This window comes from Halorussus vallis (assembly GCF_024138165.1).
In the GTDB taxonomy this organism is placed as follows: domain Archaea; phylum Halobacteriota; class Halobacteria; order Halobacteriales; family Haladaptataceae; genus Halorussus; species Halorussus vallis.
Genome location: NZ_CP100000.1, coordinates 1,931,746 through 1,958,501 on the forward strand (window position 1 = coordinate 1,931,746; position 26,756 = coordinate 1,958,501).

Annotated in this window: 22 protein-coding genes; 12 read left to right on the forward strand and 10 right to left on the reverse strand. The window is 67.2% G+C overall.

Features of this window, described 5'->3' with window-relative positions; genetic code table 11:
• Positions 1 to 5: 5 nt before the first annotated feature.
• From ddfA to NGM07_RS09830, 7 genes are all read right to left on the reverse strand, one after another.
• Positions 6 to 242, reverse strand: a complete 237-nt coding sequence (gene ddfA / locus NGM07_RS09800; protein WP_253520042.1) for a DdfA family disk-determining factor — start codon at positions 240 to 242, stop codon at positions 6 to 8.
• 169 nt (positions 243 to 411) lie between these two features.
• Positions 412 to 1,608: an NAD(P)/FAD-dependent oxidoreductase gene (locus tag NGM07_RS09805; RefSeq protein WP_253520044.1), complete on the reverse strand. Its 1,197-nt coding sequence runs from the start codon at positions 1,606 to 1,608 to the stop codon at positions 412 to 414.
• Entirely contained in the window at positions 1,605 to 2,957 is a 1,353-nt protein-coding gene (locus NGM07_RS09810; protein ID WP_253520046.1) for an aspartate aminotransferase family protein, read from the reverse strand. Before NGM07_RS09810 ends, NGM07_RS09805 begins: the two co-directional genes overlap by 4 nt.
• Positions 2,958 to 2,960: 3 nt before the next feature.
• Positions 2,961 to 4,352 carry an aspartate aminotransferase family protein gene (locus tag NGM07_RS09815; RefSeq protein ID WP_253520049.1) on the reverse strand — a complete coding sequence of 464 codons (1,392 nt, stop codon included), beginning with the start codon at positions 4,350 to 4,352 and terminating at the stop codon, positions 2,961 to 2,963.
• A gap of 100 nt (positions 4,353 to 4,452) precedes the next feature.
• Positions 4,453 to 5,331, reverse strand: a complete 879-nt coding sequence (locus tag NGM07_RS09820) for a dimethylarginine dimethylaminohydrolase family protein (protein ID WP_253520052.1) — start codon at positions 5,329 to 5,331, stop codon at positions 4,453 to 4,455.
• Positions 5,328 to 5,789: an Lrp/AsnC family transcriptional regulator gene (locus NGM07_RS09825; RefSeq protein WP_253520054.1), complete on the reverse strand. Its 462-nt coding sequence runs from the start codon at positions 5,787 to 5,789 to the stop codon at positions 5,328 to 5,330. Before NGM07_RS09825 ends, NGM07_RS09820 begins: the two co-directional genes overlap by 4 nt.
• 43 nt (positions 5,790 to 5,832) lie before the next feature.
• Positions 5,833 to 6,678: a nitrilase-related carbon-nitrogen hydrolase gene (locus tag NGM07_RS09830; RefSeq protein WP_253520056.1), complete on the reverse strand. Its 846-nt coding sequence runs from the start codon at positions 6,676 to 6,678 to the stop codon at positions 5,833 to 5,835.
• Between the two features lie 134 nt (positions 6,679 to 6,812).
• On the opposite strand from NGM07_RS09830, the gene NGM07_RS09835 reads away from it, so the two are divergent.
• From NGM07_RS09835 to NGM07_RS09885, 10 genes are all read left to right on the forward strand, one after another.
• On the forward strand, positions 6,813 to 7,829 hold the full coding sequence (locus tag NGM07_RS09835; RefSeq protein WP_253520057.1) for an ABC transporter permease: 1,017 nt from the start codon (positions 6,813 to 6,815) through the stop codon (positions 7,827 to 7,829).
• Complete coding sequence (locus NGM07_RS09840) at positions 7,826 to 8,671, forward strand: ABC transporter permease (protein WP_253520059.1); 846 nt, start codon at positions 7,826 to 7,828, stop codon at positions 8,669 to 8,671. Before NGM07_RS09835 ends, NGM07_RS09840 begins: the two co-directional genes overlap by 4 nt.
• A gap of 85 nt (positions 8,672 to 8,756) precedes the next feature.
• A complete protein-coding gene (locus NGM07_RS09845; RefSeq protein ID WP_253520061.1) occupies positions 8,757 to 9,992 on the forward strand; it encodes a polyamine ABC transporter substrate-binding protein in 1,236 nt (411 codons plus the stop codon).
• A gap of 4 nt (positions 9,993 to 9,996) precedes the next feature.
• Positions 9,997 to 11,181, forward strand: coding sequence for an ABC transporter ATP-binding protein (locus NGM07_RS09850; RefSeq protein WP_303657243.1), 1,185 nt, complete (start codon positions 9,997 to 9,999; stop codon positions 11,179 to 11,181).
• A gap of 58 nt (positions 11,182 to 11,239) precedes the next feature.
• The gene (locus NGM07_RS09860; RefSeq protein ID WP_253520063.1) at positions 11,240 to 12,751 is read left to right on the forward strand and encodes an aldehyde dehydrogenase family protein; all 1,512 of its coding nucleotides are present in this window, start codon (positions 11,240 to 11,242) and stop codon (positions 12,749 to 12,751) included.
• A 183-nt stretch (positions 12,752 to 12,934) separates the two neighbouring features.
• Entirely contained in the window at positions 12,935 to 14,359 is a 1,425-nt protein-coding gene (locus NGM07_RS09865) for an aldehyde dehydrogenase family protein (RefSeq protein ID WP_253520064.1), read from the forward strand.
• A gap of 1 nt (position 14,360) precedes the next feature.
• The gene (locus NGM07_RS09870; protein WP_253520086.1) at positions 14,361 to 15,497 is read left to right on the forward strand and encodes a saccharopine dehydrogenase family protein; all 1,137 of its coding nucleotides are present in this window, start codon (positions 14,361 to 14,363) and stop codon (positions 15,495 to 15,497) included.
• A 3-nt stretch (positions 15,498 to 15,500) separates the two neighbouring features.
• On the forward strand, positions 15,501 to 16,976 hold the full coding sequence (locus NGM07_RS09875) for a CoA-acylating methylmalonate-semialdehyde dehydrogenase (protein ID WP_253520089.1): 1,476 nt from the start codon (positions 15,501 to 15,503) through the stop codon (positions 16,974 to 16,976).
• A 631-nt stretch (positions 16,977 to 17,607) separates the two neighbouring features.
• Positions 17,608 to 19,296: an aldehyde ferredoxin oxidoreductase family protein gene (locus NGM07_RS09880; RefSeq protein WP_253520091.1), complete on the forward strand. Its 1,689-nt coding sequence runs from the start codon at positions 17,608 to 17,610 to the stop codon at positions 19,294 to 19,296.
• Positions 19,297 to 19,372: 76 nt separating this feature from the next.
• Positions 19,373 to 19,561 carry a hypothetical protein gene (locus NGM07_RS09885; protein WP_253520093.1) on the forward strand — a complete coding sequence of 63 codons (189 nt, stop codon included), beginning with the start codon at positions 19,373 to 19,375 and terminating at the stop codon, positions 19,559 to 19,561.
• Positions 19,562 to 19,788: 227 nt separating this feature from the next.
• Here NGM07_RS09885 and NGM07_RS09890 read toward each other — a convergent pair whose 3' ends face one another.
• Positions 19,789 to 20,088, reverse strand: a complete 300-nt coding sequence (locus tag NGM07_RS09890; RefSeq protein ID WP_253520094.1) for a hypothetical protein — start codon at positions 20,086 to 20,088, stop codon at positions 19,789 to 19,791.
• A 376-nt stretch (positions 20,089 to 20,464) separates the two neighbouring features.
• Between NGM07_RS09890 and NGM07_RS09895 the strand changes: the two genes are divergently transcribed.
• Complete coding sequence (locus tag NGM07_RS09895) at positions 20,465 to 20,968, forward strand: VOC family protein (RefSeq protein WP_253520095.1); 504 nt, start codon at positions 20,465 to 20,467, stop codon at positions 20,966 to 20,968.
• A gap of 79 nt (positions 20,969 to 21,047) precedes the next feature.
• Here NGM07_RS09895 and NGM07_RS09900 read toward each other — a convergent pair whose 3' ends face one another.
• The gene (locus tag NGM07_RS09900) at positions 21,048 to 23,117 is read right to left on the reverse strand and encodes a PQQ-dependent sugar dehydrogenase (RefSeq protein ID WP_253520096.1); all 2,070 of its coding nucleotides are present in this window, start codon (positions 23,115 to 23,117) and stop codon (positions 21,048 to 21,050) included.
• Positions 23,118 to 23,575: 458 nt separating this feature from the next.
• Complete coding sequence (locus NGM07_RS09905) at positions 23,576 to 24,718, reverse strand: thiolase family protein (protein ID WP_253520097.1); 1,143 nt, start codon at positions 24,716 to 24,718, stop codon at positions 23,576 to 23,578.
• Positions 24,719 to 24,883: 165 nt separating this feature from the next.
• On the opposite strand from NGM07_RS09905, the gene NGM07_RS09910 reads away from it, so the two are divergent.
• On the forward strand, positions 24,884 to 26,707 hold the full coding sequence (locus NGM07_RS09910; RefSeq protein ID WP_253520098.1) for a flippase activity-associated protein Agl23: 1,824 nt from the start codon (positions 24,884 to 24,886) through the stop codon (positions 26,705 to 26,707).
• Positions 26,708 to 26,756 lie beyond the last annotated feature (49 nt).

Consider the following 26,756-nt stretch of genomic DNA (forward strand, 5'->3'; position numbering starts at 1 on the left):
CAACGTCACCCGTCGCGACCCGCGACGGGCCGGACGGCGACCGTCCCGTCGGCCTCCACCCGAATCCGGTAGCCGGCGTAGTCGAACTCGACTCGACCGACGACTTCGCGTCGAGTCCCGTCGAACGACGGTCCAAAGAGACGGTCCAGTGCGTCCGGGTCGACGAAGCGCGCGAGGGGCGGGAGTTTTAGCGGGTCCGTGTCTTCGAGTTCGGCGACCGTCTCGACCACCGATCGGCTCACCGACTCGGCCTCCGGGTCGCCGGCAGCGTCGCGGTGGTTCTCGTTCGTACGGGTGCGGTTCCGGTTCGTATCGCTATTCGGTTTTGACATGGTTCGAGATTTCAGCGTAGCGTGAACGTTCGGCGTGCGATCGGGAACCCGGGCGACGGCCGGTCGAAACGGCCGCTGCTTAGTCGCCCGCGCTGATGCTCCGGAACTCGAAGTCGGGCGACCGCGATTCGAAGCGGTCGAGCGCGAAGGCGTCCAGCGGGAACGGCGCCGGCTCACCGTCGACCAGCGCTCGAACCGCCGTCGCCGCGACCGGCGCGGTCATCACGCCCCGGCCGTGGAACCCCGTGGCGACGACGAGCCCCTCCGGACCCGCTTCCGGGCGGTCGATTATCGGGCGGGTGTCGGGCGTCGCACCGTCGACGCCCGCCCACCCGTTGACGAAGCGGGCGCGGTCGAACCGACGGAGGAACGACGGGACGAGTTGCGCGACGTGGTCGCGGAACGCCTCGTCTTCGCTCCCGCTCGCAGATTCGGGGTCGTCCTCGGCGAACGACCAGCCGCCGACCAGCAGGTCGCCGTTGTGCTCGGGTCGGAAGTAGACGTGCTCGCCGGGGACCCAGCCCATCGGGAAATCGGCCGCCAGTGCGTCGCCGGGGTCGAGGACGACGCACTGGGTCCGGTAGGGTCGCACGGGGAGCCGGACGCGCTCGCGGAGGAAACGCTCGGTCCGCCAGCCGGCGGCGACCACGACGTGCGGCGCGTCGAAGTCCCCGGCGTCGGTTCGGACGCCGGCGATTCGACCGTCGTCGACCCGTAACCCGGTCACTTCAGTGTCGGTCAGCACGGTCGCGCCGCGGTCCTCGGCGTCGTCCTTCAGCGTCACCGCGAAGGTGTAGGGGTCGACGAATCCGGTGTCGTCGTGGCGCACCGCGCCCGCGAACGCCGAGCAGTCGAACCGGGGGTGACGGTCCTCGACCGCGTCCGGGTCGAGGAACGAGACGGAGACGCCCTCGCCGTCGAGTCGCTCGACCCGCCGGCGGGCCTCGCCCTCGCGCTCCGACGGGACGAGTTCGAGGCTCTCGCGCTCGGCGTACGAGAAGTCGCCGGTGCCGTCGTACTCCCGGAAGAACTCGTTGGCGTGGTCGGCTATCGACGGTTCGTCGCTGTACGACGGCGACATCGTCACCTCGCCCGCCGCGAGCGCCGTCGCTTCCGCGGCGACCCGCCCGCGCTCGACGACCAGCACGTCCCGGTCGGCGGCCAGTTCCCGCGCGACGGCGCAGCCGACGACGCCGCCGCCGACGACTATCGCGTCGTAGGCTTCCCCGACCGGGGAGTCCGGTCTGGCCGCGGCGGTCGCATCCGCGTCGGTCATCGCGACTCGATCGCCCGAATGCCATCTTCGAGCGCGTCGACCGCCCGTTCGAGTTCCTCGTAGGTGATGGTCAGCGGCGGCTGGAACCGAATCACGTTCTTGTAGAAACCGCCGACCCCGACGAGCACGCCGTGTTCCTCGCGGGCGTGGTCCTTGACCGCGTCGGCGACCTTCTTCGCGGGTTCACCCTCCGCGGTACCGGCGTCGCGGTCGCTCGCGTCGGTCTCCTCGTCGGCCATCGGGCCGACCAGTTCGACGCCGTACATCAGCCCGAGGCCGCGCGTCTCGCCCACGAGGTCGTACCGGTCTTCGAGTTCGGCGAGGCGGTCGCCGAGCCACGCGCCCTGTTCGGCGGCGTTGTCGACGATGCCGTCCTCCAGGGCGTCGATGTTCGCGAGCGCGGCGGCGCAGCAGACCGGATTGCCGCCGAACGTCGAGAGGTGGTCGCCCGCCTCGAAGCTGTCGGCGACCTCGGCGGGCGCGGTGAACGCCCCGAGCGGCAGGCCGTCGGCGATGCCCTTCGCCTGCGTGAGGATGTCCGGCTTCACGTCGAACTGCTCGCACGCGAACATCGTCCCGGTCCGGCCGTAACCGGTCTGGACCTCGTCGAGCACCAGGAGCGCGCCGTGGTCGTAGGCGATGTCCCGCACGCGTTCGAGGTAGCCTTCCGGCGGGACGACGATACCGCCCTCGCCCATCACGGGTTCGACCACGACGGCCGCGACGTCGTCGGACGTCTGGGTGGCAATGACCCGTTCGAGTTCCGCGGCGGCCGCCTCGGCGAACTCCGCCTCGGGGAGGTCGCAGTACGGCGACCGATATCGGTAGGGCGCGGGCGCGTGGACCACGTCGTTGATGGTCGGGGCCATCCCGTCCTTGTACGCTTTGTTGCCGGTGAGCGCGAGGCTGCCGAGCGTCCGGCCGTGGAACGACATCTCCAGGGCGACGACCTCTTTGCTCCCGGTATGTTTCCGCGCGAGTTTTATCGCGCCCTCGACCGCCTCGGTGCCGGAGTTGCAGAAGAACGTCTTCTGCAAGTCGCCGGGCGTTATCTCGGCGATGCGCTCGGCGAGGTCGGCCACCGGCCGGTTGCGATAGAGGTACGAACACGTGTGGACGAGGTCGTCGAGTTGATCCTTGGCGGCCGCGACCACCTCGGGGTTGTTGTGCCCGGCGTTGGTCACCGAGATACCCGAGAAGCAGTCGAGGTACCGCTCTCCGTCGGTCGTCTCCATCGTGGTTCCCGACGCTCGCTCGACCGTGAACGGGTCGTACCCCTTCGCGATGGGCATGACGTACTCGTCGTACTTCTCGGCCGCGTCGCCGCCGGGTCGCTCCTGCTCGGTCATGGTCTACTCGTACCGGTGGTTCACCGCGCGGAAGGCGTCCTCCGCCACCTCGAGCGCGTGCTCGATCTCCTCGTCGGTGTGGGTGTAGGTGGTGAAGAAACGCTCGCCCTGCATCGGGTTCCCGAACAGCACCCCGTCGGCGGCGGCTTCGAGCCACCAGTCGGCGAACTGCTCCTCGTTGGCCTTCCAGGAGTCGCGGTAGAAGTGGATGTCCTCGTCGGTCATGTACACCTGGCCCATCGAGCCGACGTGCTGGACGTTGGCGTCGATACCGACGTCGTCGGCGACCTCTTGGAGGCCGTCGAACAACTTGTCGCCCAGTCGGTCGATGTGCTCGTACACGTCGCGTTCGTCGAGTATCTCGAGGGTCTTCAGGCCGGCCGCGGCCGACACCGGGTGGCCGTTGTACGTGCCGCCGTGGAACGCCGAGGAGTTCCACTTCGAGGCTTCTTCTTTTTTCGGCGGGATTATCTCCTCCATTATCTCGGCCTTGCCGCCGAAGCCGGCCATCTGGTAGCCGCCGCCCGCCGCCTTCGCGAACGTCGTCATGTCGGGCGTGACGCCGAACCGGCCCTGGGCGCTCTGGGGACCGAGTCGGAAGCCGGTCATCACCTCGTCCCAGATGAGGACGATGCCGAGTTCCTCGGTCAGGTCGCGGAGGAACTCGTGGTAGCCGTCGCGGGGCTTGAGACAGCCGCAGGAGAACATCACCGGTTCGATGATGACCGCCGCGACGTCGTCAGCCTGCTCACGGAGGATGCGTTCGGTCGCCTCCTTGTCGTTGAAGGGGAACGCGACGACCGTCTCGCTCACCGCGTCCGGGATGCCGGTGCCGTACGAAACCGTGTTGGGCGCGTCGGCCGGGCCGAGCGCCTCCTCGCTAGCGTAGACGCTCTGGAGCGCGTAGTCGTGCGCGCCGGCGTACCCACCCTCGGGCTTGGCTATCTTGTCCCGGCCCGTGTACGAGCGGGCGACCCGCATCGCGTGCATGGTCGCCTCGCTCCCGCTGTTGGCCAGTCGAACCTTCTCGATGCTGGGGGTCATCTCCGCGACCTTCTCCATGAACTCTATCGCCACCGGCTGAGGCGTGGCGGTCAGGTCGCAGGTGTCGACCTGCTCCTTGACGGCCTCGCGCACTTCGGGGTGGCCGTGGCCGAGGATGACGGGACCGAGCGCCAGCAGGAAGTCGAGGTACTCGTTGTCGTCGACGTCGTAGAGGTACGATCCGTCGGCGCGGTCGACGTAGAACGGGTACGGGTCGAACGCCCTGACGTTCGACTCGACGCCGAGGGGCGTGACGCTCGCCGCCCGCTGGTGGAACTGCTCGCTGGCCGGCGTCCGCTCCCGCAGTCGCTCCGCGTGGTCCGTATCTTGCTCTTTGTCACCGAGACTCATCGTCTCACACGACGGAGCATGACCCAATAAATCTTTGGTGGAAAGGCCAGAAATACGAAAATGTTCTGGGAAAACCCAGAGAGACGAGTAAGTGTCGCGGCTACGAGCGCGAAAGCGGGAGTACGAGCCCCTTGAGACCGCCGCCCGTCTTGCGAATTTCCCGGACGTCGAGTTCGACCACGTCGATGTCGCGGTCCCGCAGCGCGCCTCGGACGCGGGGGTTGCCCGACGGCAGCAACACCCGACCCGGTTCGACGACGATGGTGCTGGTCGCCCGGTTTCGCTGTTCGCGCATCGGCACCTCGACGGTCTCGATTCCCCGGTCGTGGAGCACCTGAAGAAAACTCGACGGGACGGCCTGGGGGTAGACGAGCGCGAGATCGGGCGCGACCATCCCGAACACGAGCGCGAGGTGGGTCTGTCCCGTGCTGTCGGTGCTGCCGAAGATGGGCACCTCCACCACCTCGATGTCGTAGGTTTCCAGCACGGTTCGGACCTGCCGGATGCCCTCGGTGTTGGCCGTCCGCGAGCGGCCGATGGCCACCGTCTCGTCGTCGATCCACACCATGTTGCCGGCTTCGAACCCGCCCGGCCCGTGGACCGTGTGATAGATGGGGATGCCGAGTTCGACGCCGCGCTCGGTGATGCGCCGCTCCTCGCCGTGGCGCGTCTCCTCGACCATCTTCCCGACCACGAGACCACCCTCGACGGCGAACCCCACGTCCCGGACGAACAGCGACTCCGCGAGGTTCTCGCAGGCGTCGCCGAGTCGGTAGACGGTCACGCCGCTGTCCTCCAGTTCCTCGACGAGCGCCTCGTGTTCGGCCGCCGCCGACTCCTGTCTGGGAAGGCCGTCCCAGTTCCACGCGTCGGGGTCGACCACGGTGCTGAATTCGGGACCGGGTTCGTGAACGAGCGCGCTCTCCAGGCAGCCAACCTCCGAGCGTACCGACGGCGAGAGGTCCCAGCCGTCGGTCATTCGGGGAGGTTGAGCCGCTGTTCTTCTTTGACGCTCCGGAGCGCCACGTCGGTCGCCGTGGAGATGACGCCCTCGTAGGTGCCGATGCGACTCAGCAGGTCCGTGAGGTCCGACCGGTCGCCCACCCGGACCTTCAGCAGCAGGTCGGCCTCGCCGGTGAGTTCGTGAATCTCCTGGATAGCCGACTCCTCCGCGAGCCGTTCGGCGACCTCCGAGAAGTGACCCGCCTCGGTGTGTATCCTGATGAACGCCACGTCGTCGAGTCCCAGCAGTTCGGGGTCGAGCACCGCCCGGTAGTCCCGGATGTACCCCTCGGCCTCGAGCGAGTTCACCCGCTCGTGGATGGTGGCGCTCCCCATGTCGAGCCGGCGGGCGATCTCGGACAGCGCCGTCCGGCCGTCGGCCTGGAGTATCTTGAGTATTTTCACGTCGATGTCGTCGAGGGTCATGTCGGTCATTTGTTTTCCAGCGTTCGTATTCGTTATGTTTTCTCTCACGGTATCACGTCCCACTCTCGTCCGCCTCGCTCCGACTCCCGTCCGCGAACGGTCGCACCGCGGCTTCCTCCCGCGAGGTCCGGAGGGCGTCGACGTCGACCGAACAGGTCGCCGCGGTCCCCTCGTCCCGGGGGAGCGAGAGCCGGGTCCCGTGGGGTCCCACCACGTCGTCGCAGGGTGCGAACACCGCCGAGCGTCCCGTTCCGGTCAGGTCGCCGTCCGAGCGCGCGCCCACGACGCTGACCTGCGCCACGTACAACTGGTTCTCGACGGCTCTGGCGGCCGCACACCGGCTGACGCGCTGGTAACCCGCTTCGGTCGCGGTCCACGACGGGACCGCCACGACCTCCGCCCCGCGGGCCGCGAGGCTCCGGACAGCCGCCGGGAACTCGACGTCGTAGCAGACCGCGACGCCGAAGCCGACGTCCCCGTACTCGACGACCGGAAGCGGACCGTCGCCTGGACGCTTGCCCGCCCGCCGCTCCTCGGGGATGAGGTTGGCCTTGTCGTAAGTCCGGACGTCCCGACCGGGAACCGCGACGGGACACCGATTGTACGTCTCGCCGCGCTCGACGATGTTGTACGACCCGCCGACGACGACGGCGTCTCTGTCGGCCGCCGCGTCGGCCAGGAACGCGTGGAGTCGGTCCCGACCGTCCGGGCCGAGGGTCGCGACCGCGTCGCCGTCGGTCCGGAGGCAGTCGCTCACGAACAGTTCGGGGAGGACGTACAGGTCCGCCCGGCCCGCCCGGTCGAACAGCGACTCGGTCCGGTCCAGGAGCGCGTCGAGCGACGTCGCACTCCCGAGTTCGTACTGACAGAGTCCGACTTCGACGTTCCCGGGACCCATCTACCGCGTACCTACGACCGCCGGGACAAAAACTTTGTCCGAACCAGCGAGTATCTCACGAGAAATCATCGGCTCACTACCGAGATAGAACAAAACTTATTTTGTGGGGCCGTGATGACACGGTACGGAAACGCATGGCAAGCGAACACAACACGCGAGAGCGGGGAGAGCCGAGGTCCGCGCTCCTCGGGCGGATACGCCGAAACCGCTGGACCGGCCTGTTGGTGAACGTCACCCCCAGCGCGGTCTGGCTGTTCCTGTTCTTCCTCGTTCCCCTGGCCGTGATGTTCTACTACAGCTTCGGGCAACGCGGGGCGTTCGGCGAAGTGCTCGTCGCCCCGGAGTACCTGGGCCTCCAGCAGTACCGGCTCTTCTTCGTTCCCGACGACGCGTCGGTCTTTGAGGCGATCTGGTTCACGGTCGCGTGGGTCGTCGAGGCGGTGTTGCCCTTCGGGATCGAACTCGCCGCGGGCGAACCCACGCCCTACGTCCAGTTGACGCTGAAGAGCATCGGGTTCGGCCTGGTGGCGACGCTGGTGGCGTTCGTCGTCGGTTATCCCGTCGCCTACTACGTGGGCCGCGTCGCGCCCGAGGAGTACCAGGACCTGCTACTGGTGCTGATAATCCTCCCGTTCTGGGCCTCGTTCCTCGTTCGAATCTACGCGATACAGATACTGCTGTCGGGCAACAGCGTGCTCACGAACGCTCTGGGCTTTCTCCCGTGGTTCCAGGCGGGTCAGTCGCTGATGAACTCCCGGTTCGCGGTTCTGGTCGGGTTGGTGTACATCTGGATTCCGTTCATGATACTCCCCGTGTACGCGAGCATCGAGGAGATAGACTTCACGCTGCGGGAGGCCGCCATGGACCTCGGCGCGACGCGGTTCCAGGCGTTCCGTCGCGTGGTGTTCCCGCTGTCGATGCCGGGCGTCGTCGCCGGGAGCCTACTGGTATTCATCCCGAGCACCGGCGCGTACGTCATCCCCGACCTGCTCGGGGGGACCGACAGCCAGATGATCGGTAACTTCATCGCCAACCAGTTCGGCGCCGCGGGCAACTGGCCGCTCGGCGCGGCCGGGTCGTTCACGCTGATGGGAATCATGCTGTTGGCCATCGCCATCTATCAGCGGTACGGGAGCGCTGATCTGGCGTGAGCACCGAATCGAACCGGAGTCCGTTTGCGCGGTTGCGCTCGCGGGTGTTCGCCCGGAGCGGCGCGCTCCTGGCGGCCGAGACGGCGCTCGTCTACCTCTTCCTCTACGTCCCCATCGTGGTGCTCATCGCGTTGTCGTTCAACGACTCGCGGTACGCCCTCGTCTGGCAGGGGTTCACGACGGAGTGGTACGAGGCGCTGCTGGCGGGCGAAACCGTCGCGCGCGTCAACCCCGATGCGGCCTGGTCGGCGTTGGTCCACTCCGTCGAGATAGCGCTCGTCACCGTGGTCGTCAGCGTCGTCTTCGGAACGATGCTGGCGTTCGCGCTCGACCGCTACGAGTTCCCCGGCAAGGCGTTGTTCACGGGCGTCGTCTACATGCCCATCATCATCCCGAGCATCGTGATGGGCATCTCGCTGCTGCTGTTCTTCAACATCGTCGGGATGACACTCGGCCTCCACACCGCCGCCATCGGTCACATCGCGTTCGACATCAGTTTCGTGGCCATCGTCGTCCTCGCGCGACTCCAGAGCTTCGACCGGACGCTGGAGGAGGCCGCCAAGGACCTCGGAGCGAACGAACTAGAGACGTTCCGGCACGTCACGCTGCCGCTGTTGAAACCCGGCATCATGGCCGGCGCGCTGCTCGCGTTCGCGATGAGCTTCGACGACTTCGTGGTCACCTTCTTCATCATCGGCAACCAGAACACGCTCCCGATATTCTTCTTCTCGATGGTGCGTCAGGGCATCACGCCCGGCGTCAACGTCGTGGCGGCGCTCATCATCGTGGTCACGATGGGAATCGTGGCCGTCGCGCAGTGGTTCGAGGGGCCCATCTGGTAGAAAAAATTTCGGAGTACCACCCTCAATATCCACAATCTTTATGTTATACACGCGCATTTAGCCGAAAAGAGTCGGTGTGACAAAGATGGTCAAGCAAGATAAGACTCGGGGCGACAGGCGAAGGTTCCTCAAGACGACGGGTTCGCTCGCGGCGGTCGGGCTGACCGGACTCGCGGGTTGTACCGGCGGCAACGGCGGCGAGGGCGGGCAGAACACCACGACCTCGACGACCGCCGGCGGGACGACCACGGCGGCGTCCGACGGCACGACCACCGCGGCCAGCAGCGACCCGCGTCAGAAGTACAACCTGAAGGAACTCGACTACAAGCTCGAGAATCAGCTCAACATCTTCCAGTGGGGCGACTACTGGCCGGACGGGACGGTCCAGGACTTCGAGAAGGCCTACGGCGTGAAGGTCAACGTCTCGAACTACGCCTCCAACGAGGAGATGTTCAACAAGCTCAAGGCCGGCGGAACCGCGCAGTACGACCTCATCTTCCCCAGCGACTACATGATCAACGTCCTGGTGAAACAGGGGATGATTCAGAAGCTGGACAAGAAGAAGATTCCCAACTACGGCAACCTCAGCAAGAAGTTCACCGACACGCCGTACGACCCCGACCCCGGGACGTACTCCGCGCCCTACCAGTGGGGAACTTCGGGCATCGGGTACAACAAGGAGATGCTCGGCGGCGACGTGAGCATCAACTCCTGGGACGCGATGTGGAACCAGCAGTGGAAGGGCCAGATGACGATGCTCAACGACATGCGCGAAACCATCGGGGCGGCCCTGAAGCGACTCGGTTACTCGCTCAACACGAAGGACGAGGCCAAAATCGAGGAGGCGAAGGAGATGCTCGTCAAGCAGAAGAGCCTCCTGAAGACCTACGACTCCTCGAACTTCACCACCAACCTCATCAACAAGCAGGCCAGCCCGGTCCACGGGTGGTCCGGCGGCGTGTTCCAGGCGTACTGGGAGACGCACAAGAACGGCTCCTCGCCCATCGGCTACACGGTGCCCAAGGAGGGCGGAGTCATCTGGGTGGACAACGGCGCCATCACCAAGAAGGCCAAGCACCCGAACGCCGCCCACGCGTTCATCAACTACTACCTGAACGCCAAGATAGGTGCTCGCATCACCAACTGGACCTACTACGGCAGTCCGAACGAAACCGCAGAGAAGCACATCAGCGAGGACATCCTCAACAACAAGAGCATCTACCCGAGCCAGAAGACGATGAACCAACTCGAGTACATCCAGAACATCGGGCAGGCGACCCAGCTATACAGTCGCGCGTGGACCGAGATACAGAACGCCTGATAGCATGACGAGTTACGACGTTCGGCTCGACGGAATCACCAAGCGCTTCGGCGACGTAATCGCCGTCGACGACGTGAGCATCGACATCGAGTCGGGGAAGTTCCTCACGCTGCTCGGCCCGTCGGGTTGCGGCAAGACGACGCTGCTGCGGTGCATCGACGGGTTCGAGACGCCGTCGGAGGGCGGCGTGTACATCCGGGGCGAGCGGGTCAACGACGTCCCGCCGTTCGAGCGCGACACCAGCATGGTGTTCCAGTCCTACGCGCTGTTCCCGCACATGACGGTGGGCGAGAACGTCGCGTTCGGACTCCAGATGCAGGGCCTCCCGAAGAACCGGGCGACCGACGGCGGCACCGCGACCGACGGCGGCACCGCCGCCGAGACGAGGTCCTCCCGACGGGGCGGCGTCGGCGGCGCGCTCAGGCGACTGGTCAGTCGAACCGGCAGCGAGGAGATAGACGCCCGCGTCGCCGAAGCGCTCGAACTCGTCGAACTGCCGGGCTACCAGGACCGGGACATCAGCGAACTCTCCGGCGGCCAGCAACAGCGGGTCGCGCTCGCGCGGGCGCTGGTGACGGAGCCGACCGTCCTGCTGCTCGACGAACCGCTCGGGGCGCTCGACCTGAAGCTCCGCAAGAACATGCAGGTCGAACTGAAGAACCTCCAGGAGGAGCTGGGAACCACCTTCGTCTACGTGACCCACGACCAGGAGGAGGCGCTGACGATGAGCGACGAGATCGCGGTGATGAACGACGGTCACCTCGAACAGCTCGGCACCGCGACCGAGATCTACGAGGAACCGGAGACGGAGTTCGTCGCGGACTTCATCGGCGAGACGAACCTCGTCCGGGGCTCGTACGCCGAGACGGCCGACGGCCCGGTCGTCGAGTCGAACGGATTCGAGTTCCGCGTCCCCCGCGAACCCGAGGCCGACGGCGAGGTTTCGTTCGCGGTCCGACCGGAGAAGATACGCCTCGGCGCGGAGGCCGAGGGGCTCGACAACGCCTTCGAGGCGGAGGTGGTCGACGAGATATACAAGGGCAACCTCGGGAAGTTCGAGGTGACCCTGGAGAACGGCCAGCCGCTGACCGTCGACATGCAGATAACCGACCGCGGCGAGTACCTCTCGACCGGCCGCACGGTGACGGTCGGCTGGACGGCGGACAATGCGGTCGTGCTGACCCGGTGACCGAGGAACCGACTTCGAATCGTTTCGGACGCAGTTATCGAACGACACCAGTTTTCAGATGACAGAATACGACGACTCACTGGCAGCGAATCACGAATCGGCCATCGAAGAGGCGACCCGCGACGTCGAGTTCGGCGTCGTGGTCGGCGGCGAAACCGCCGCGGCGGCGGACGGCGAGACGTTCGCCCCCGAGGACCCCGCCGTCGGGCGACCCATCGCCGACGTCGCGCGGGGCCGCGAGGCGGACGTCGACGACGCGGTGGCGGCCGCGACGGACGCGTACGAGGGCGAGTGGGGCGAGACGACGGCGATGGAGCGCGGCGACGCCATCCGGGAGTGGACGGCCGTCCTCCGGGACCACCTCGACGAACTCGCGCTCCTGGAGACCCTCGAAGTCGGAAAACCGCTGTACGCCGCGCGGGCGGACGTCGAAACCGGCATCGACTTCTTCGAGTACTACGCCGCGGCGGCGGCGGGCGAAGAGGGGTCGGTTCCCGAAGTCGGCGACGACTCGTTCGCGTACGTCCGCCGGGAACCCTACGGCGTGACCGGCCAGATACTCCCGTGGAACTACCCGGTGCTCCTGATGGGCTGGAAGGTCGGCGCGGCGCTCGCGGCGGGCAACACGTCGGTGACCAAACCCGCCGAGCAGGCGCCGCTGGCGGTGATTCGGGCGGCACAGCTCGCCGAGGGTATCCTGCCGGACGGCGTGCTGAACGTCGTCCCCGGCTTCGGCGAGGAGGCCGGGGCGGCCGTCTCGGGCCACCGGGGAATCCGAAAGGTGTCGTTCACCGGTTCCGTCCCGGTCGGCAGCGAGGTCATGCGGGCGGCGGCCGACGACGTGACGCCGGTCACGCTCGAACTCGGCGGCAAGAACCCGTTCGTGGTGTTCCCCGACGCCGACGTCGAGTCCGCCGCCGAAACCGCCGCGGTCGCCGGCCTCTACAACAACGGGCAGTCCTGCGACTCGGGCACTCGCCTGCTGGTCCACGAGGACGTCGAAGACGAGTTCCTCGACCACTACCTCGACGCCGTCGAGTCCCGGACGGTCGGCGACCCCCTGCGGGACGCGAACCAGGGGCCGCTCTGCTACGAGGCCCACCGCGAGAAAGTCGAGGAGTACGTCGAACTCGGCAAGGAGGAGGGCGCGACGGTGCTCGCCGGCGGCGGTCGGCCCGACGACGAGGAACTCGCCGACGGCTACTACGTCGAACCGACGGTTTTCGGCGACGTCGACCCGGAGATGCGCATCGCCCGGGAGGAGGTGTTCGGGCCGGTCCAGTTCGTCACCACCTTCTCGACCTACGACGAGGCCGTCGACATCGCCAACGACGTCGACTACGGTCTCACGGCCGGCGTGTTCACGACCGACGCCTCGCGGGCCCACCGCGCGGCCGCGGATATCGAGGCGGGGAGCATCTGGGTGAACCAGTACTTCGGCACCGTCCCCGGCACCCCGTTCGGCGGGTTCAAGCAGTCCGGCATCGGCCGGGAGTGCGGCAAAGAAGCGCTCTCGGAGTACACCCAGAGCAAGTCCGTCCACCTGGCGCTCGACGGCCCCGAACTCTGAATCCGTTCGGTCCGTCTCCGGTCCGGGTGTCACGCCCCGGGCCCGGTGCGTTGCGTGACGAAACGCCGAGCGGTCCGGGACGACTTCGACCCTTCGCCACGATAGACGAAGTCTTTCCGACTTATGCGCGTTTTCTCAGAAAGATTTTTGGCTCCGGTGCCCATTCGATAGAGTGACTCACGCATGAGACAGCTCTACATAGACGGCGAATGGGTCGACGCCGAGTCCGGCGAGGGCATCGAGGTCGAATCGCCCGTCGACGGCGAGGTCATCGACACCGTCCCCGATGCGTCCGCCCAGGACGTACGGAAGGCGGTCGAAGCCGCGCGGCGCGCCGAGCGCGAACTCCAGGAGATGACCGCGTTCGAACGCGCGGCGGTGCTCGACGAGGTGACCGACTACTTCGAGGAGCACGAGGACGAGATCGCCGAGCTCATCACCCGAGAGGAGGGGAAACCGCTCCACGAGTCCTACGAAGAAACCGAGTACGTCATCGAGTCGAGCGACGACTACGCCCACGACGCCATCCGGCTGTTCGGCGACGTGGTTCCCTCGGAGTTCCGGGGCCGGTTCGCCTACACCCAGCGCGAACCCTACGGCCCCTGTGCGGTCATCAGCCCGTGGAACTTCCCGCTGGAGGTGCCGGGTGGCTCCATCTACTCGGCCATCGCCACCGCGAACCCCGTGGTGTTCAAGCCCGCCGAGGAGACGCCGCTGACCGCCTACCACATCGCGAAGGCGTTCGACCAGTCGAGTCTCCCGGACGGGGCGTTCAACCTCGTCACGGGCGCGGGCGAAACCGGCCAGTCGCTGGTCGAACACCAGGATATCCGGCTCATCGCGTTCACCGGGAGCACGGAGGTCGGCCAGCAGATCGCCAGGACCGCGGCCGACCGAAACGCCCAGTGCCTGCTGGAGATGGGCGGCAAGGACCCCATCCTCGTACTCGACGACGCCGACGTCGACCACGCCGCCGAGAGCATCGTGATGGGGAGCAACTGGAACGCCGGCCAGGTCTGCTGCGGCACCGAGCGCGTCATCGCCACCGAAGGCGTCCACGACGAACTCGTCGACGCGGTGGTCGAGAAGACCGAGGCGCTCGAACTCGGCGACCCCTTCGAGGAGGGGACCGACGTCGGCCCGATGGTGTCCGAGCGCATCCAGCGGAAGGTCAAGGACCACGTCGACGCCGCGGTCGAGCAGGGCGGGAAACTGCTGACTGGCGGCGGCACCGACGGACTGTTCTTCGACCCGGCGGTCGTCGACGGCGTGACCGAGGAGATGGACATCGCCCGCGAGGAGACGTTCGGGCCGGTGACGCCCGTCATCTCCGTCGACAGCTACGAGGAGGCCATCGAGGTGGCCAACCGGTCGCGGTACGGCCTCCAGGCCGCCATCTTCACCGACTCGCTCGAGCGGGCGCACGACGCGGCGAATCGGCTCAAGGCGGGCGGCGTGTTCGTCAACGAGACCAACAACTACTGGGAGCGACTGCTCCCGTTCGGCGGCTACGGCGAGAGCGGGTCGGGCGGCCGGTACGGCAGCAAGTGGCACCTCGAAGCGATGACCCAGACGAAGGCGGTCATGATGAACTACAAGGATTACTGAGATGAAGGTAGCTGCACTCGGTGGCTGCGGCGCGATGGGCCGGGCCACCTCCTGGGAACTGGCGACGAACGACGCGGTAGACGACCTGCTCATCGCCGATGCCGACGTCGACGCCGCCGAGGAGTTCGCCGACGAACTCCCCGGCGACGTCGACACCGCGAGGGTCGACGTGACCGACCACGACGCGCTCGTGGAAGTACTCGCGGACGCCGACGTGGTGGCGAACGCGCTCCCCTACGCGTTCAACCTCGACGTGATGGAGGCCTGCCTGGAAGCCGACGCCCACTACCTCGACCTGGGCGGCCTCTACCACAAGACACAGGACCAACTCGAACTGGACGAGGCGTTCGACAAGGCGGACCTGACCGCCGTCCTCGGCATCGGCGCGAGTCCCGGCCTGACGAACGTCGCGGCCGCGTGGGGCGCGAGCCACCTCGACCGGGTCGACGCGGTCCACATCCGAACCGGCGCGAAGGGCGGCGGCGAGGGGTTCGCCTACTCGGCGAAGACCATCCTGGACGAACTCACGATGAACCCCATCGTCTGGGAGGGCGGCGAGTACGAGGAGCTAGAACCGCTCTCGGGCCGCGAGACGTACACCATGCCCGACCCCGTCGGCGAAGTCGAGGGGTTCCACAGCATCCACTCCGAACTGGCGACGATGCCATACACCTTCGAGGGCGTCGAGACGGTCGACTTCCGGGTGGCGTTCTCGCCCGACCTCGTCGATATCTGCGACGTGCTCATCGGCCTGAACCTCACGAGCGAGGAGGAGATCGAGTTCGAGGGCGCGACGTTCAGCCCCCGGGAGTTCCTCGACTGGCACCTCGACCGCCAGCCCAAACCCGGCGCGGTCGAGGAGTGGAAGTCGTTCCGCGTCGACGTGACCGGCGAAGAGGACGGCGCGGACGCCCACTACCGGTACGAAGTCGTCGTCGAGTCCCGACTCGACGACTGGGGCCTGAAGGCCACCGCCGTCTGGACCGGCGTCCCGATGGGCATCGCGGCCGAAGTGGTCGGTCGCGGGGAGGCGCTCGACACCGGCGCGAAACCCCCCGAGGAACTGCTCGCCCCCGAGGATTTCGTCGACGAACTCCGCGAGCGCGACATCGACATCCGGGAGACGAGGGTGGAGTGAGCCGTGACCGACCTCACACCGATTTCGCCGGTCGAGCGAGCGCGTAACTACGCCGCGGGCGAGTGGCGCGACCCCGCCGGGAACGACGAGGCCGACGTGGTGAATCCGGCGACCAACGAAACCATCGCGGTCACCCCCTTCAGCGACGAGTCCGACGTCGACGAGGCCGTCCGAGCCGCCGACGAGGCGTTCGAGACGTGGTCGCGAAAGCCCGTCGAGGAGCGAATCCAGCCGCTGTTCGAACTCAAACGACTGCTGGAGGAGAACCAGGACGACCTCGCGGAGGTGCTGGTGAGCGAACACGGCAAGACGTTCGCGGAGGCGAAGGGCGAACTCCGGCGGGGCATCGAGAACGTCGAGGTGGCCTGCGGCATCCCCTCGATGATGCAGGCCGGCCACGTCCAGAACGCCGCGCCCGACATCGACGAGACGGCGGTCCGCCAGCCGCTGGGCGTGTTCGCGGCGATAACGCCGTTCAACTTCCCCGGGATGATACCGCTGTGGTTCCTGCCGTACGCGGTGGCGACCGGCAACGCCTTCGTGCTCAAACCCAGCGAGCGCACGCCGCTGACGGCCGTTCGAATCCTCGAACTCGTCGAGGCGGCGGGCTTCCCCGACGGCGTCGTCAGTCTGGTCCACGGCGGTCCGGACACCGTGAACGGCCTGCTCGCCCACGACGACGTGGTGGGCGCGTCGTTCGTCGGGTCCACGCCCGTCGCGAGACACGTCTACGAAACCGCCGCGAAACACGGCAAACGCGTCCAGGCCCAGGGCGGCGCGAAGAACCACGTCGTGGTTTCGGAGTCGGCGAACCTCGACTTCGCGGTCGAACAGACCGTCTCCTCGGCGTTCGCCAACTCCGGCCAGCGGTGTCTCGCCAACCCGGTCGCGGTGGTCGAAGACGCCATCTACGACGAGTTCGCCGACCGAGTCGTCGAGGCGGCGGCCGACCTCGAAGTCGGTTCCGGACTCGAAGACGGCACCGAGATGGGGCCGCTCATCACCGCCGAACACGCCGACGCCGTGCTCGACTACGTCGAGGTCGGCGTCGAGGAGGACGCGACGCTGCTGCTCGACGGCCGCGAGCGCGACTTCTCCGGGGCGGGCAACTTCCTCGGGCCGACGGTGTTCGGCGACGTCGACCCGGAGGCGACCGTCGCCTGCGAGGAGATCTTCGGGCCGGTGCTCGCGCTGATTCGGGCCGAGGACTTCGACGACGCCCTCTCGATAGTGAACCGCAGCGAGTACGGTAACGCCGCCAGCCTGTTCACCGAGCGCGGCGGCGAGGCCCGGCGGTTCCGCCACGAGGTCGAGGCGGGCAACCTCGGGGTCAACGTCGGCACGGCCGCGCCGATGGCGTTCTTCCACTTTGGCGGGCGCAAGGGGTCGTTCTTCGGCGACCTCCACGCCCAGGGCGACGATATGATTCGGTTCTACACCGACGAGACGGTGTACATCGAACGCTGGCCCTCGGAGTGAGGTAGGGCGGGCGGTTCCTTTTCTTTCCTCCGGAGACGGAACGGCGAACTGCGCTCCCACGACGGCGAGTAGACCGCAACCGCGACGGTAACACCAATCGCTTCTGCGACCGCTACTCGCACGATGCAAGTGAGTAATCGCAACCGCACCGCCACCGCAGGCCACACGCCTCCCCAGCCAACTCCGTCGCGCCCCTCCGGGGCGCTCGGTCGTCCCTCGCACGAAGATGTCGCCGCATGAAGCGGCGACTGCGCGCGCCATGTCGGCCGTGAGGCTGCACGAAACTTTCCTTGGTTAACGGCGCGCGCTGGCGCGACCCCGTGTCGCGCCGTCTCCGCGCGAGGGATGACCGAACGCCGAAGGCGTGAGGGAGTCGGCTGGGGAGGCGTGTGGGCGTCGCGGTGCGGTGGCGGTGCGGTTGCTCATATGAGTCGTGCGAGTGGCGGTCACAGAATCCGCCCTGTAGTTGGACGTTGCAACTCACCCGAACCCCCACGCGGAGAACATCGAGGGACTCCTCGCAGTCGCAACCATCGTGACAACTACATCGACGTTACGCTCGAGAATTCCCGACCAGGCTCGCTGTCGGACCTCACCATTTTATAGCATACAATCCCCAACGATTGCACATATGCTCCACAGCGAGGGCCCGCTGCTTACCATCGACGTGGGCGAGCGCGAGACGACCACCGAGGACATCGACGACGTGCTGGCGTCGTTCGTCGGGGGCCGGGGCGTCGGCACGAAACTAGCTCACGACCGGATTCCGTTCGACGCCGACCCGCTCGGCCCCGACAACCGCCTCTTCTTCACGACCGGGCCGATGCAGATGTCGAACATGAGTTTCACCGGTCGGATGAACGCCACCGGCGTCTCGCCGCTGACGGGCGGCCTGCTGTCGTCGAACGCCGGCGGATTCATGTCCCGGAACTTCGCCGACACCGGCTACTCCGCGGTCGAGGTTCGCGGAGAGAGCGACGACCTGGTGGTGCTCCACGTCACCGACGAGGGCGTCGAGTTCGAGGAGGTCGGCGACCTCGAAGGCGCGACGGTGCCCGAAACCTGCGAGTACGTCGAGGAGACTCGGGGGCTGAGTTCCGAGCACGTCGCCTGCATCGGGCCGGCCGGCGAGAACCGGGTCCGGTTCGCCTCCATCATGACCACCGAGGAGCGGGCGTTCGGCCGCGGCGGCCTCGGCGCGGTGCTGGGCGCCAAGAACGTCAAGGCGGTCACCTTCGAGGGCGACTCCCGGCCCGAGGTCGAGGTTCCCGCGACCCAGATGGAGATCCACCGCGAGGCCGCCACCACCGACCACATCATGAAACGCCAGGGGACGGTGGCGGTGATGGACATGGCCAACGAGATAGACGGCCTGCCCTCGTACTACTTCTCCGAGCAGTCGTTCGAGGGCGCCGACGGCATCAACGGCGACTCCGTCGAGGAGAAGAAGTACAAGAAGGGCACCTGCTCGGCCTGCGCGTTCGCGTGCAAGCTTCCGACCAGGGACGAGGAAGCGGGCGTCGAAACCGAAGGCCCCGAGTTCGAGACGGCGATGGCGTTCGGGTCCAACGCTGGCATCGACGACATCGTCGACGTGATGAAGTCCAACGAGTTGTGCGACCGCTACGGCCTGGACACCATCTCGGCCGGCAACACGGTTTCCGCGTACCTCGCCAGCGAGGACGCGTTCGGCGACGAGGAACTCATCCTCGAAACCGTCGAGAAGATCGCCCACCGCGAGGGCGTCGGCGACCTGCTGGCGGAGGGCATCGACCGCGCCCACGAGGAACTGGGCGTCGAGAACTTCACCGTCAAGGGCATGGACTTCGCCGCCCACGAAGGCCGCGTGCTCCACGGCCAGGGGCTCTCGTACGCCGTGGCCAACCGCGGCGGCGACCACATGTACGCGACCTTCTACTCGGTCGAGTACCCGCTGGTCCCCCAGGACGAGGCGATGGACCCCGAGGGGCTGGAGGGCAAGCCCGAGCGACTCGTCGAGCGCGAGAACCTGATGGCGCTCAACGACGCGGGCGTGGTCTGTAAGTTCTCGCGGGACTTCATGAGCCCCGAGCGCTACGAGGCGCTGTTCGGCGCGGACTTCGAGGAGTTGCTGGAGATGGGCGAACGCGTGGTCGAGATGGAGCGCCACTTCAACAACCAGCGCGGCATCGCCCGCGACGCCGACCGCCTGCCCTACGACATCCCCGGCATCGAGGAGGCGCTCGACGAGTACTACGCGGTCCGGGGCTGGAACGAGGACGGAACGGTGCCGGACGCGAAGCTCTCGGACGGCTCGGGTGCGGCGAGCGCCGACGACTGAGTTCCGGACGAACCCACTTTTTCCGCGCCGCCGTTCGGCCTTCGAGACTAAGGACCACCGCGTCGAACGGAAAGACATGACCCAGGACCCGGGCACCACTTCCGGCGAGGGGCCGCTGGTCGGCGACCCCGACGGTATCCGCATCGACGACGGCGAGGAGTTCGACTACGTGCTCTCGCGGCCGGACGGCGACGAGTTCGGCTTCGACGCCGTCGACGTGCCGGAACTCCGCGAGATGTTCGGCGAGATGCAGGGCGACGGGTGAAGAGCGACAGGTGAGGAGCGACGGGCGAGGAGTGTCGGGCGAAGAGCGACGGGCGAGCGGCGAGCGCGGTAGTCGAGGCGCCACGGAGGAGCGTCGAACGGTCCAGAGAACCGGTGATGAATCCGCGATTAGTCGGTGGTCTATAATACGAAATTAGTCGGTCCGCAATCGGTTCGCCTCGTCGGTTACCGTCCGGGAGAACCCTGCCAGGCGAGGGTTCTCCCGGTTCACTCCGCCTTCTCGTCCGCGTTCGTGTTCGCGCTCGCGTTCGCATTCACATTCGTCCTCGTGGCCGATTCGACTCTGTTCTCGATGCGCAGGAGTTCGAGCGCCTCGCGCACGAAGAAGTCGGCCTCGTCGGTGCCCTCGGCGTCCAGCGCTCGATTCGTCAGTCTCGTCACCTCCTTCCGGTCCTCGATGTGGAGGAGTTGGAGCGCCTCTCTGAGGTAGTAGTTCTCGGTGTCGGCGTCCTCGGCGTCGAGTGCCAACTGCAACACGTCGAGTACCGGCGCACGGTCGTCTCCCACGGAGGCCACGTCGTCGCGGCCGTGACGGCGGTCGTTACCGGTATGTGTCATAGGTGGTGTGGTCGCTGTTGCGGAACACGTGTACCCGTGCGGAGTGTTCCGCGTGCCGGTCGCACGAACGGCGTAAAATCGGAGCGAATCGCACGCGTCCCGTGCCACCGGCCCTCCGTCGTCGGGGCGTGGTTCGGGCACTCGGCGGGACCGTTGTTCCGTCCGAACAACGAGACGCGCCAGTCGGATACATCTGGTGGGCGTTCGTCGGTCGGAGTCCCGCGCGGTCGATACCACGGAACCGAACGCCGGTCACGCCGACGGTACCGGGTCGACGACCGCGCCACCGACCACCGTTAACTACGTCTCCACCGAACCACCGGCCATGCCCATCCACGGCCTCCACCACGTCGTGTTGAGAATCCCGAACCTCGCCGAAGCCGAGGCGTTCTACCGCGAACTGTTCGACCTGGACGTGCTGTTCCGCGAGGGAACCTACGAGGGGACGTTCGGGAAGGTCCCGGACGACCTCGACTGGGAAGACGCGACCGCCAGGGGCGTCGAACCCGGCATGTCGTTTCTCGGCCGCGACGAGTTCGCGCTGGCGCTGTTCGAACCCGAAGGCGAGAAAGACGCCGAGGAGGGGCAGCCGTCTCGCGGCTCCGCCGCTCGACACTCCGCGGAACTTCGTTCCGCGCTACTGGACCACATCGCGCTCGCCCTCGACCCCGACGACAGGGACGCCGTCCGCGACCGGGCGGCCGACCTCGACTGCGAATACGAGGAGAAATCGGACGCCGTGTTCGTCACCGACCGCTACGGCGTCGAGTGGGAACTCAACGCCTCCTCGCCCCCGCCGCAGACCCCGTTCGACGAACTGGACGTGTAGGGGTGCGAATCGGAGCCGGGAGCGCCCGGCCGGCCAGCGCGGCGACTACGGTCGCCGCGCTGGCCGACGAGCGGTCGAACTACCTGTCCTCGGCGACCTTTTCGAGGTCGTCGTCGAGCGCGGGCGACCGGTCGCCGGCCGCGTCGGTCGTCGTTCCTCCTTCGCCGGTGTCGCCTCCGGTCTGGGTTCCGGCGGTCCCCGTGGTCGTTTGGCTGGTCGTCGTCTGCTGGCCCGCACCGCTTCCGTCGCCCTGGCCCGGCGGCACCAGTTTCAGCACCGCGCCGGTGTCGCCCTCGGGGACGCCGCGCTTGTTCACGAGGACGTAGATCTCGCCGTCGGCGCCGCGGCCGAACATCCGGACGAACCAGTCGAACCCGCCGCGGATGACGAGCTCCTCCATGTCCCAGAGTCGGTCGCGCGGGACGACCTGCGGGCCCTCGGGCGGGACGTTCTCCTGACCGCCGGCGGTCGTGGTTTCGCCCGGCGTGCCGGTTTCCGCGGGTGCCTTCTCGACGTTCTCCCCCTCGGCAGGTTCGACCGTCGCGGTTCCGTTTGCGGTGGTCGTCTCGTCCTGAAGGGCGGCCTCCTGGACCGTCGTCTCGCCGCCTTCGGCTGTCGTCCCACCGCCTCCGGGGGTCGTCCTACCGGCTTCGGTCGCGGTTTGTCCCGTCGTCTGCCCCCCGCCGTCGAAGCCCTGCGGGGGCGCCGCCGCCAGGATTCGCCCGGCGGGTTCCTCCCGGAGCGGGTCTTCGGTCCACGCGCCGAAGACGTACTTACCCTGGAGGCCGGAGATGGTCGGCTGCTCGTAGCGGTGACCCCCGATGACGGTGATACCGACGGGGTTACCCCGGTACTCGTGGGGGAACTCCACGATGGGGTCGCGAAGCGGTTCGCCGCCGTAGGGCTGGTCGGGCGCGTTCGAGGGACAGTCGGTGATGGCGCCCGGAGTGCTGGGCCGTTCCGTGCTGAAGCAGTGGGTACCCTCCTTGACGTTCCAGCCGTAGTTGCCCCCGCGCTCGACCACGTTCGCCTCCTCCCAGAGGTTCTGGCCGGCGTCGGCGACGAACATGTTCCCCTGGCTGTCGAACGAGATACCGAACGGGTTGCGGAACCCGTAGGCGTATATCTCGTCGCGGCCCGGCGCCTCCCCGGCGAACGGGTTGTCCTCGGGGATGCCGTAGGGCGTGTTCTGGCCCTGACTATCCACGTCGATGCGGAGCACGTCGCCCAGCAGGTTGTGAACGATGTCCTGGCCGTTGCCGCCCGTGTTGGCCTCGTACCAGTCGGGGACGTGGCCGTACATGTTGTCGTTCGCGCCGCCGCCGTCGCCCATCGGGACGTAGAGGTAGCCGTCGGGGCCGAACGCCATCGGGCCAGCGTCGTGGTTGTACTGCGGCGACGGAATCCGGAGCAGTTGGCGCTCGGAGTCCGGATTCCCCGACGAGAAGTCCTCGGTCGCCTGGAACTCCGAGACGACCTCGATGTGGTCCCAGTTGATGGTCCGGAGTTCGTCGGTCGGCGGCGCGCTGTAGTGGAGGTAGAACCGCCGATTCTCCTGGAAGTTCGGGTGGAAGTCGATACCGAGCAACCCGCGCTCGTCGTAGTTCTGCTGGGCGTCGGCGTACAGACCGTAGAACCGGCCGAGTTCAACCATCCGGTCGGTGATGTCCATGAACGGTTCGTCGCGGAGTCCGTTCTGGGTGATGACGTACACCTGGCCGGTCTGGTCGGTGACGTACTGGCGCTGGTTCTGGCCCTGCGCGACCGCGAAGTCGGTCGGCGCGGTCAACTGGCCGTCGGCGACCATCTGGACGCCGACTTCGGTGCCGCGCTCGAAGAAGCTCTGGCGCTGGCCGCCGGCCTGGGTCGTCGTCTCCTGGCCGGCGGTCGTCTCCTGTTCGGTAGTCGTGTCTTGGGCGCTACCGAAACCGGTGACGCCGGCCAGCGACCCCGCCGCGACACCCTGGAGGATTCGCCGTCGCGAGGTGTTGGCCCGGTCGCGTACGCCGTCCGAATCCGTCACGTCGATCGGTTCGGCCACGTCGTCGACCGGTTGCGCCGAATCGTCCGCGCGGTCCTCGGCCTCCGCCCGCTCTCGTTCGTCCGTGCGTTCTCGCTCTGTTCGTTTCTCTGCGTCTTCGTCGCTCATCGGAAACCCCACGGGCGAGTCGCCGAACGGGGAGAAAAGCGAGTGTGATAGTTCGCAGAGTAGGCCGGCGTTCTCGGCGAGTAGCGGGGATTACCTCTCGTACGGAACGTCGCAACGGCCGCGTTCGCCGAGCGGGCGAACGCGGCCGACGAGAAAGGTTAGGTTTCTAAAAATTTGACGCGGGTCGTCCGCTCGCGATTCGGCGGTTCGAATCCCGGTTACTTCCGCTCGAACGTGATGGCCGCGCCCTGACGCGACGACCTTTTTCTACGCTCGGTTCGAGCCGGGACCGTACCGGTCCCGGTCTCCTCGCTCGAAAAACGTCGACGAAAAGCACGTCGTTACCGCCTCGTCGGACGCCTTCGGCGTCCTCCTCGACGGTTCCTCGGCCCGCTCGCATCTTCGAGGCCCGGGCAGTTCCCTTCGGCAACCTTCCGCGCCTCGCTGCTCGCGGCGAGTTACTTCCGCTCGAACGTGATGGCCGCGCCTTGGCCGAAGCCGACGCAGAGCGTCGCCAGGCCCTTCTCCGCGTCGCGCTTCTCCATCTCGTGGACGAGCGTCACGGGCAGGCGCGCACCCGACGCGCCCAGCGGGTGGCCGAGCGCGATGGCGCCGCCGTTGACGTTGAACTTCTCGGGGTCGACGCCGAGTTCGTCCCGGGAGTAGACGGTCTGGCTGGCGAACGCCTCGTTGAGTTCCACCAGGTCGAACTCGTCGATGGACTCGCCGGTGCGTTCGAGCAGGCCGCGGGTCGCCGGCACCGGACCGATGCCCATCACGGTGGGGTCGACGCCTGCGACGTTGTTGTCGCCGACGTAGGCCATGATTTCGAGGTCGTGGTTCTCGGCGAACGCCTCGCTCGTGACGAGGGTCGCGGACGCGCCGTCGGAGATCTGGGAGGCGTTGCCCGGCGTGACCGTCCCGTCGCTCCGGAACACCGTCGGAAGCCCCGCGAGGGCTTCCATGCTGGTATCACGGCGGATGCCCTCGTCCTCCTCGACCAGGCCCTCGTCGGTTTCGATGGGGACGATTTCGTCGTCGAACCGTCCGGAGTCGGTGGCCTCGGCGGCGCGGCGCTGGCTCTCGAGCGCGTACTCGTCCTGCTGTTCGCGCGAGATGCCGTACTCCTCGGCGACCTTCTCGGCGGTCATCCCCATCGAGAGTTCGCCGACGTTGTAGAGTTCGGACATCCGGGGGTGGACGTTGCCGTACCCCTGGCTCATCGGGGTTCGGCTCATGTTCTCGACGCCGCCGGCGATGATGGCGGTGCGCTGGCCGGCGCGAATCGCGTCGCTCGCGCTGATGATGGCCTGCATCGAGGAGGCGCACCAGCGGTTGATGGAAGCGGCGGGGACGCTCTCGCCGAGGTCCGAGAGGAGCGCGATGACCCGCGCGACGTTGTTGTCCTGCTCCTCGCGCTGCTGGGCGACGCCCCACATCAGGTCGTCAATGTCCTCGCCGGAGAGGCCGGTTTCCTCCAGGATGGTGTTTATGAGCGGAACCGAGAGGTCCTCGCTACGCACGTCCGCGAACACGCCGTCCTCCTTGCCCTGGGGCGTTCGGACGGCCTTCGCGATGACTGGAGTGGTATCGTCTGCCATGCACGTTGTTCGGGGCCGGACGCCTATAAATGTCCGTAGAACCGAAGGCACGCGGCGAAGAGTTTCTCCAGAAACTATTAGTTCGAACACACGGCTATTCAGGGTAATGCGACCCTCCACCCGCACCGGGAGTCGACCGTACGCCGAACGGAGTCCGCGCTGAGCATGGCATCGGAAACGAAATCGTCGCTGTCGGCGGAGTCGGCCCGCGAGACGCTGACCGGCTACGCCAACCGGACCGTCCTGATAGTCGGCGCCATCACCGTCCTCGCGCTGGCCGCGCGCTTCTTCGCGCTCGGCTACCGCGTCGCCCACCAGGACGAGGCCCGCGTCGCCTACTGGGCCTACCGGTTCATGGTGAACGGCGTCTACGAGTACCGACCCATCGTCCACGGACCGTTCCTCACCATCGTGAACGGCCACCTCTTCGGCCTGTTCGGGGCGTCCGACTTCGTCATGCGACTCGTTCCGGCGCTCTTCGGCGGTCTGCTTCCGCTGACCGCGCTGTTGCTCCGCGAGCGACTGCGCGCGTCCGAGACGGTCGCGCTCGCCCTCGTGCTGGCGTTCAACCCGCTCCTGCTCTACTACTCGCGGTTCTACCGCAACGACGTGCTGCTGGCGGGCTTCATGCTGGTCGCGTTCGCGTTCTTCGTCCGGGCCTACGACGACCGGCGTCCCGCCTACCTCTACGCCGGCACCGCGGCGTTCGCGCTGGCGTTCACGACCAAGGAGAACTCGCTCGTCTACCCGGTCACGTGGGCGGGCGCGGCGGTCCTGCTCTGGGACTACCGACTGCTCCGCGACCGCGCGGACGAGCGCGGCCTGTTCGCGGCCGTCTGGGAGCGCGTCGAGCGGACCGCTCGGGGCGTCTGGAATTGGGGACTCCACTTCGCGCTCGCGGTCGTGGAGTTCTTCGCCATCGTCGTGTTCTTCTACGCGCCGCGGAACACCGACCTGATGACCGAGCCGTCGCCGCCCAGTCCGTACGTCGACGTCGGCGTTCCGGGACTCTACGAGGCGCTCGGCGATCCGACGCTGCTGCCCGCGGTGGTCGGACACGCGACCCTCGGGTCGTGGCACGACTTCGTGGGCCAGTGGGGCGGCGGCAACGAGGGGTCGTACCTCTCGGCGTTCAAGCCGCTGATGGCGGTCCTCGAAGCCGGCGCCATCATCCTGCTCGCGCTGGCGCTCGTCGGATTCGTCCTCGACCGCTACACCGGCGAACACCCCAGCGACGTGGTGTCGTTCGCCACCTACTGGGGCGCGGCGAGCATCCTCGGCTACCCCGTCATCGTGGACAACCCGTTCCCCTGGGAGACGATTCACATGATAATGCCGCTGGTCGTCCCGGCGGCGGTCGGCCTCGCGTTCATCGGACGACTCGGACTGGAGAGCCTCGCCGACGGCGACGCGCTCTCGGCGACCGCGGCGGCGCTGTTACTGGTGGTGATGGCCGCGCAGGTCGGCGCGACGGTCGCCGACACGACGTACATCAACCCCCAGAGCGACGACAACGAACTCGTCCAGTACGCCCAGTCCTCCTCGGAGATGAAGCCGCTCCTCCACGAGATTCGGCGGGTGGTCCGGTCGAACCAGGGCATCGACGTGCTGTACTACGGTAGCGAACCCGACGGCGGCGGGTTCCACGCGCCCAACCCCGACTCGCACGAGATTCCGCCGGCCGGGACCGGGTGGTTCGCGCGCCTGCCGTTCGCGTGGTACATGGAGGCCTACGGCGCGGAAACCGACAGCGTCAGCCGCTCCCAACTGGTCGGCGACGTGGTCCGGGGCGACAACGCGCCGCCGGTCGTCATCACGTTCGGCAACTCGACCACCTGCTCGGACGACTACGAGAACGCCGCCGACATCCAGCAGTACATGGACGGCTACGAGCGCCACGAGGTCCAGCGGTTCAGCCACGACAGCGGGTGCACCGTCAGTAGCGTCGTGGTGTACGTGAACGACGGGACGAACTCGACCGCGTCGTAGTCCGGCGACGCCGCCGAACGAAATCCGAGCGCGGTGAAGTCGAGACGGG